Annotated in this window: 7 protein-coding genes; all 7 read left to right on the forward strand. The window is 63.6% G+C overall.

Translation table 11 applies throughout. The annotated features are described in order from the left end of the window. A partial coding sequence (locus tag AYR66_RS30455; RefSeq protein ID WP_206047250.1) for an EAL domain-containing protein occupies positions 1-2,065 on the forward strand: 2,065 nt, incomplete at its 5' end. Continuing rightward, positions 2,062-2,439 (forward strand): nucleotide pyrophosphohydrolase, encoded by a 378-nt coding sequence (locus AYR66_RS22700; RefSeq protein ID WP_088709397.1) that lies wholly within the window; start codon positions 2,062-2,064, stop codon positions 2,437-2,439. The genes AYR66_RS30455 and AYR66_RS22700, both read left to right, overlap by 4 nt. A 118-nt stretch (positions 2,440-2,557) precedes the next feature. After that, positions 2,558-3,724 carry a hypothetical protein gene (locus AYR66_RS22705; protein WP_088709398.1) on the forward strand — a complete coding sequence of 389 codons (1,167 nt, stop codon included), beginning with the start codon at positions 2,558-2,560 and terminating at the stop codon, positions 3,722-3,724. A gap of 130 nt (positions 3,725-3,854) precedes the next feature. Then, positions 3,855-4,508, forward strand: a complete 654-nt coding sequence (locus AYR66_RS22710; protein WP_088709399.1) for a class I SAM-dependent methyltransferase — start codon at positions 3,855-3,857, stop codon at positions 4,506-4,508. A gap of 72 nt (positions 4,509-4,580) precedes the next feature. Continuing rightward, a complete protein-coding gene (locus tag AYR66_RS22715) occupies positions 4,581-5,588 on the forward strand; it encodes a DUF2156 domain-containing protein (protein WP_234814986.1) in 1,008 nt (335 codons plus the stop codon). Positions 5,589-5,607: 19 nt separating this feature from the next. Next, positions 5,608-7,146, forward strand: a complete 1,539-nt coding sequence (locus AYR66_RS22720; protein ID WP_088709400.1) for a fatty acyl-CoA reductase — start codon at positions 5,608-5,610, stop codon at positions 7,144-7,146. Positions 7,147-7,390: 244 nt separating this feature from the next. Then, on the forward strand, positions 7,391-7,581 hold a 191-nt coding region (locus tag AYR66_RS22725), incomplete at its 3' end, for an ATP-binding cassette domain-containing protein (RefSeq protein WP_141104293.1).

The following is a 7,581-nucleotide window of genomic DNA, read 5'->3' on the forward strand; positions in this document are numbered from 1 at the left end:
GGCGCGCTACCGCAACATCCTCGATGGCATCCAGGATGCGTATTACGAAGTCGACCTCACCGGCACCATGGTGATGTGCAACAGCGCATTCTGCCGCATGCTCGGCTACGAGATGCACGAGATCATCGGCCGCAACAACCGCAGCCTGCAGCCACCGGAAATCCACTCCAGTACTTTCGCATTGTTCAACCAGGTCTACGTGACGGGCGTCCCCACCGAAAGCTTCGACTGGCAAATGGTGCGCAAGGACGGCTCCGTCGTCACCGGCGAGGGCTCGGTGCAGCTGGTGCGCAATAGCGCCGGCAATCCGGTCGGCTTCTGCGGCATCCTGCGCGACGTCACCGAGCGGCGGCAGGTGGAACAGGCGCTGCGCGAGAGCGAGGCGCGCTTCCGCTCACTGACCAACCTGACTTCCGACTGGTACTGGGAGCAGGATGCCGACATCCGCTTCACTCGCATGGAAAGCCGCGACGCCAATTCGGCGTCGGTACGGGATTTCTTCCTCGGCCGCACGCCCTGGGAAACCGGCCTGCGCGCCGAACTCGAGCGCGGATGGGATGCCTTCCGCGACATCATGGCGGCGCGCCGGCCGTTCCGCGACATTGTCTTCCACCGCACGATGGAAGACGGCAACCCGTACTACGTGAGCGTCAGCGGCGAACCGATCTTCGATGGTCGCGGCGGCTTCGCCGGCTACCGTGGGGTCGCGCGCGAGGTCACCGACCGCAAGCTGGCCGACGAGCGCATCCAGTACCTGGCGACGCACGACGCACTGACCGGCCTGCCGAACCGCACCATGTTCAACGAGATGCTGGGCGCCGCGATACGCTCCGCCCGACGCTACGGACGCGATTTCGCAGTGCTTTTCATCGACCTCGATCGCTTCAAGTTCATCAACGACACGCTGGGCCACCACGCGGGCGACATGCTGCTCAGGGAAATGGCGGAACGCTTTGGCGGGTCGCTGCGCAGCAGCGACGTGATCGCGCGCCTTGGCGGCGACGAGTTCGTCGCGCTGGTGCACGAAACGCATGAGCCGGATTCGGTCGCCGTCGCCGCCGGCAAGCTGCTCGACGCCGCCGCGCGCCCGTTCATCCTGATGGGACGCGAATGCCGCGTCAGCGCGAGTATCGGCATCGCCATGTATCCGCGCGACGGCGAAGACGAGCTGGCCCTGATGCGCAACGCCGACATCGCGATGTACCACGCGAAGGATGAGGGCAAGAACAACTTCCGCTTCTATTCCGGCGACATCACCGCGCTGACGCTGGAACGCCTGACCCTGGAAACCAACCTGCGCCACGCGCTGGAGCGCAACGAGTTCAGCGTGCACTACCAGGCCAAGCGCGACATGGCGACCGGCGGCATCACCGGCGTCGAAGCGCTGCTGCGTTGGAACAGCAAGGAACTTGGATGCGTGCCGCCCGCGGAATTCATTCCGCTGGCGGAAGAACTGGGCATCATCGTCACGATCGGCAAGTGGGTGCTGCGCACCGCCTGCGAACAAGCGATGGCCTGGCAGGATGCCGGATTGCCGCCGGTGAGCATGGCGGTCAACCTGTCGGTGCGCCAGTTCGCCGACGAGCGCCTGGTCGAGGATATCGCGGCCATCCTGCGCGAGACCGGCATGCCGCCCGGGCGGCTGGAACTGGAGATCACCGAGGGCATGATGGTGCACAACACCGCCCATGCGCAGCGCCTGCTGACCGAGATCAAGCGCCTCGGCGTGCGCCTGGCGATCGACGATTTCGGCGCGGGTTATTCCACCCTCGGCCAGCTCAAGTACTTCCCGGTCGACACGCTGAAGGTGGACCGCTCCTTCATCCGCGACGTGGCCGACAACCCGGGCGACAAGGCGATCACCGAAGCGATCATTTCGATGGGCAAGACACTCAACCTGACGGTGGTGGCCGAAGGCGTGGAAACAACCGAACAGGAATCCTTCCTCAAGGCGCGCGCATGCGACCAGATGCAGGGCTTCCTGTTCAGCCGGCCGATGCCGCCGGAAGATGTCGCGGCGCTGCTGTGGACGCATTCGGTAGCTGCGGAGGCTGCCGTCCGATGAGCAGCCTCGACGCCATCAGGCAGCAACTGCTCGCCTTCCGTGACGAACGCGATTGGAAGCAGTTTCACACGCTGAAGAACCTCATCATCTCGCTCAACCTGGAATCGGCGGAACTGCTGGAGCTGACGCAGTGGAAGACCGATGCGCAGCTGGATGCGCTCAAGGGCGATCCCGGCTTCCGCGAAGCACTGCGGGATGAATGCGCGGATGTGCTGCTGTACCTGCTGCTGGTCGCGGACGACGCGGGTATCGACCTGCTGGATGCAGCGCGGGCGAAGATTGCCAAGAATGCAGCGCGCTATCCGGTGGAGCAGGCGTTCGGGTCAGCGAAAAAATATACGGAGTTGAAAGAGGCGGCGCGGAAGAAGGAGTAACGCTGTGCGCATGCGGGCTTGACGCTCGCACATCAACTACTTTTCCCCTCGGGAACTATCTTTCCTCCCAGCATGTCTTCCTTGTCCCCCGGCAATCGCCGGCCATGACAAAGAATGCATGCAATCCCATCAACGCAACCTGCTCCCCCTCTGCGCGCTGCAAGGCGCGGTCGGCAGTTTTGGCGGCTTCATCGGCTTCTTCGTGATCGGCGCGCATGACCTGCATGCCTTGTTCCGTTACACCGCCTGCATGCTGACCGCAGCCATGGCGTCGACCTTCCTTGCCTATCTGCTCAGCCCGCGCCTTCATATCGGCGGTGCAGGACTGGTGCGGCTCGGCCTGCTGGTGCCGGGCCTGCTGCTGCTCACGGCCGACGGGTCGGTCGCGCTGACGGCCATTGCCTTCGGCGCCTACCTCGGCATCACATGGACTGGAAGGCATGCGCTCGAAATGTCCCTGCTCGCCGATGCCGAGCGCGACGCCTATGCTGCCCGCTCGGGCACGGCGATGATCGTGCTCAGCTTCAGCGCCACGCTGGCGTCGACGCTGCTGCTCGCTTCCTTCAGTGAACAAAGCCGTTACGTCTACTGGCTGTACGGCGCACTCTGCCTGTTCGGCGCGCTGTTCCTCGGCAAGGCGATCCCGCGCACCGAGCCGGTGACGCTGAAAGACCCGCTTGCCGTCATCCGCCAGCCGCGTTTCATCGCCTGCATGCCGATCTTCTTCCTCGAATCCGGCCTGTTCGGCATCAGCCAGGCGATGACTGCCACCGGCGCCTCCAGCGCGCTGGGTGTCGCCAGCCATTACGGCTGGGTAACGACGGCTGCGGGACTCGCGGGCGGCGCCGCGCTCTACATGACGCGCAAGATGCGCAACAAGGACAACCGCGCGCACTGGTTCGGCGGCGCCTGCCTTGCCATGTCGGCATCCTGGCTGCTGCTCGGCGCCAGCGCGTGGATACCGCTGCTGTACATCGTGCACTCGGTGGCGCGCGCGGCGGGGTCGCCCTTCCTCGCAGCCAGCCAGCAAGTGCTCAACCAGTGCACCCTCGATATCCGGGGCACGCTCGCCGATCGCATCTTCGCGCGCGAACTCGTGCTGTGGATGTTGCGCATGACGGCGCTGTTCCTGTTCTGGGGACTGGCGCTAGTACTTACTCCGCGCCAGCTCTTTCTCGCTGGCGCAGCCTTCCTCGCGGCCGCCATGGCCACCGAATACGCGATCGGCAAGGCGCTGTTCCGCGACAGCGCCAACGCCAACGCCAACGCCCTGCAGGCAGCGTAAAACCGATGCTCGTGGCCCCAGGGTCACGAGTTTGGCTCGGGAAGCCAATCCGCCACACCTCGCCCCTCGCAAGTCTTGTCTTAATCTAAACACACTCTAAACAAACGGCCGCAGGCCCGAGGGTGAAGGCATGAAAGACAAGTACAAGCTCGTAGGGCCGGTCTACGACTGGCTGAGTGCCGTCTACAGCGGCAAGTCGATCCACCATTGCAAGGTAGCGATGCTCGACCGGCTCAAGCCGGGCGACAGGGTGCTGTTCGCCGGCGTCGGCCACGGCATGGATGCTGTGCATGCCGCCCGCCTCGGCGCCGACGTGACGGTGGTCGACCTGTCCGAAACGATGCTGAAAAACTTCCAGCGCAACCTCGACAAGGAAGGCGTGCAGGTCCGCATCCGCCAGCTGCACAGCGACATCATGCAGGTGCGCGAGTTCGAGAAGTACGACATGGTGGTGGCCAACTTCTTCCTCAATGTGTTTGACGAAGAGATGATGCACCGCGTGCTCGAACACCTGATCCGCCTCGGCAAGCCGGGCGCGCAGGTGGTCGTCGGCGACTTCGCCTACCCGACCGGGAACCTCCTGTCCCGGCTCTTCAAGAAAGCCTACTGGTACGGCGCCGTGCTGTTCTTCTGGGCGTTCGCCGGCAACGCGGTGCACAGGATCTACAACTATCCGGAGTCGATGCAGAAACTCGGACTGCAGGTGCGCGAGAAGAAGCATTACCGGTTGATGCTGCTGAACTGCTACTGGTCGGTGCTGGGGACGAAGCCGGCAAACCGTTAGCGGAAAGGCTCCTTCCCCCTTGCAGGGGGAAGGAACTCGTCCACTCTCCGTCCCCACCCAAGGGAGTCCGCCTTGCAAGACCAACTCATCACCCTCGACCGCCCCCTCGTCGCGGACGTCGCCCACCTCGACATGGCGAGGCGCATCGCCTGCCTCAAGCAGTTCGGCTCGCATTCGATGTCGTTCTCGACGCTGCAGCCCGACATGTCCTACTTCGACATGCCCGGCATCGGCTACATCGCTTACGCAAGCCACTGGGGCATGCAGTTCGCGCTGGCTGATCCGGTATGCCATCCGCAACACCGCGGACTGATGCTCGACCGCTTCGTCGCGCACTATCCCGGCGCGGTGTTCGTGCAGGTCAGCAAGCCGGTAGTCGACCACCTGCACAACCACTACGGCTACTACGGCACGCAGTTCGGCAGCGAATCGAAGATCGACCTCGACACCTGGTCACTGCGCGGCGCGAAGAAGCAGATCATCCGCACCGCGATCAACCAGGCGCGCAACCAGGGCATCGAGATCCGCGAAGCCGGATTCAATCCCGACGTGAAGAAGATTTCCGAAGCCTGGATCCAGACGCGCCGCTGCAAGAACAACGAGATCCGCTTCCTGATCCGCCCGATGCTGATCGACTACCGCGAAGGCACACGCTACTTCTACGGCTACCTGGACGGTGAGGCGGTCGGCTTCATCTTCTTCGACCCGGTCTACGCGAACAACAAGCTGGTCGGCTACGTGCCGAACATCTCGCGCTCGTCGGCCAACTTCAAGCAGGGCTTGTGGTACGCGCTGATGGCGCACGCGATGGAGGTGTTCAAGTCGGAAGGCGTGCAGACCCTCGATCTCGGCCTGGTGCCGCTGATGATGTCGCAGGACATCGAGCCCCAGGAATCGCGCCTGCTGCGCATGACCATGTCGGTGATCCGCGAGCGCATGGATTTCCTCTACAACTTCAAGGGCCTGGAGTTCGCGAAATCGCGCTTCCAGGGCCGGGTGGAAAAGACCTATTGCTGCCACCGGCATGCGATGCCTGGGCTGGCGATGACGGCAATGTTCCGACTCACACGCATTATTTGAGATCAGCAGGAGACACGCAATGATCCGCGCCAACAACCTGAGCGTCCAGGCCGCCCTGTCTGGCAAACGCATCCTGCTGACCGGCACCACCGGCTTCCTCGCCAAGGTGGTGCTGGAAAAACTGATCCGCTCGGTCCCGCAGGTGGAGCGCATCATCCTGCTCATCCGCGGCAACCGCAACGCCGCGACCGCGCGCGAACGCTTCGAGCGCGAGATTGCGACCTCGTCGATCTTCGACCGGCTGCGCGAAGAACAACCCGACTATCTCGCGCAATTCTTCACCGAAAAGATCGAATGCATCACCGGCGAAATCACCGAACCGAGCTTCGGCCTGCCCGCCGGCCGCTTCATCGAACTCGCCGCGCGCGTCGACCTGGTCATCAATGCGGCGGCCAGCGTCAACTTCCGCGAACCGCTCGACCAGGCGCTGGCGATCAACACGCTCAGCCTGCACTACCTGACTGCCCTGACACGCGTGGCGAACGCGCCGCTGGTGCAGGTGTCGACCTGCTACGTCAATGGCTTCAACCGCGGCGAGATGCGCGAGCAGGTGGTGGCACCGGCGGGCGCGTCCATCCCGCGTCACCACGACGGCTACTACGAAGTGGATGCCCTCATCACGCGCCTGCTGCAAAAGGTGGAGAAGCTGAAGGAGGCCGTGCGCGACGCGCGGCAATGCGAGCGCCGGCTGACCGAGCTGGGCATTGCCGAAGCGCGGCGCCACGGCTGGAACGACACCTACACTTTCACCAAGTGGCTGGGCGAGCAGCTGGCGATGCGCGGCATGGCCGGCCGTGCGCTCACCATCCTGCGCCCGTCCATCATCGAAAGCACGCTGCAGGAACCCGCACCCGGCTGGCTCGAAGGCGTGAAGGTCGCCGACGCCGTCATCCTGGCCTACGCGCGCGGCAAGACCAGCTTCTTCCCCGCACGCTCCGAGGGCATCATCGACATCATCCCGGCGGACCTGGTCGCCAACGGCATCCTGCTGTCCGCGGCGGAAGCACTGGCTGCGCCACCTGGCCACCGGATCTACCAGTGCTGCAGCGGGGCGGTCAATCCCGTCACCATGGGCGAGGTGATCCGCCTGATCCAGGACGAGTCGAAGCGCAACTGGCGCAAGTACGACCGCCTGTTCCACCAGGAGCCGACGCATACCTTCCGCGTGGTGGGCAACACTACCTTCCGGCTCGGGATGGGCGCCGTGCGTGCAGGTGTCGGCGCCTGGAGCATGCTGCGCCGCGCAACCGGCGCGCCCGGCGAATCGAAGGCGATGGAAAAGATGCGCACCACGCAGACGCTGGCGGTCACCTTTTCCGTCTACAGCCAGCCGCGCTACCGTTTCCACAGCAAGAACCTGCTGGCGCTGGCAAAGCGTTTCCGGCCCTACGACAAAATCCTGTTTCCGGTCGACGCGCGACTGGTCAACTGGCCGGATTACCTGTGCCGTATCCACATGGCCGGCCTGAACCGTTATGCGTTGTGGAAGAGAAATGCGAAACCGGTGGAGCCGATCGCACAGACGGCTACCCTGCCGGCAGCGGAAGCTGTCCGCTAAAGTTTCCTCATCATCAATTATCAATCTGCCATGTTGCGCGGGGAGCGTTGACTCCCCCGTGTTTCCGCTATCTAATGGCGCTCCACACTTAGCTTATTCATATTCTGTATAAGCAAAGTCGTGAAAAATTGTTGTCCTCCGCAGAACGCGCCACTACATTGCGTTTATTACCAAAAGTAATTCCGGCAGGGCAAAACATAACCGCATCCACAGGGCGTCACCCTCTTTCGCCCGCCGAACCCCGATGAAGCTTTCGTTCAACCAAATACAGAAGCGCTTTTCCGACCTGCACGTCATCGACAACTTCAGCCGCGAGTTTGAAGAAGGGCAGCTTGTCGCCCTGGTCGGCCCGTCCGGCTGCGGCAAGTCGACGCTGCTGCACATTGCCGCCGGGCTCGAAAAGCCGAGCGGCGGGCAGATGCTCGCCGGCGGCAA

The sequence above is a fragment of the Noviherbaspirillum denitrificans genome, assembly GCF_002211445.1.
In the GTDB taxonomy this organism is placed as follows: Bacteria; Pseudomonadota; Gammaproteobacteria; order Burkholderiales; family Burkholderiaceae_D; genus Noviherbaspirillum; species Noviherbaspirillum denitrificans.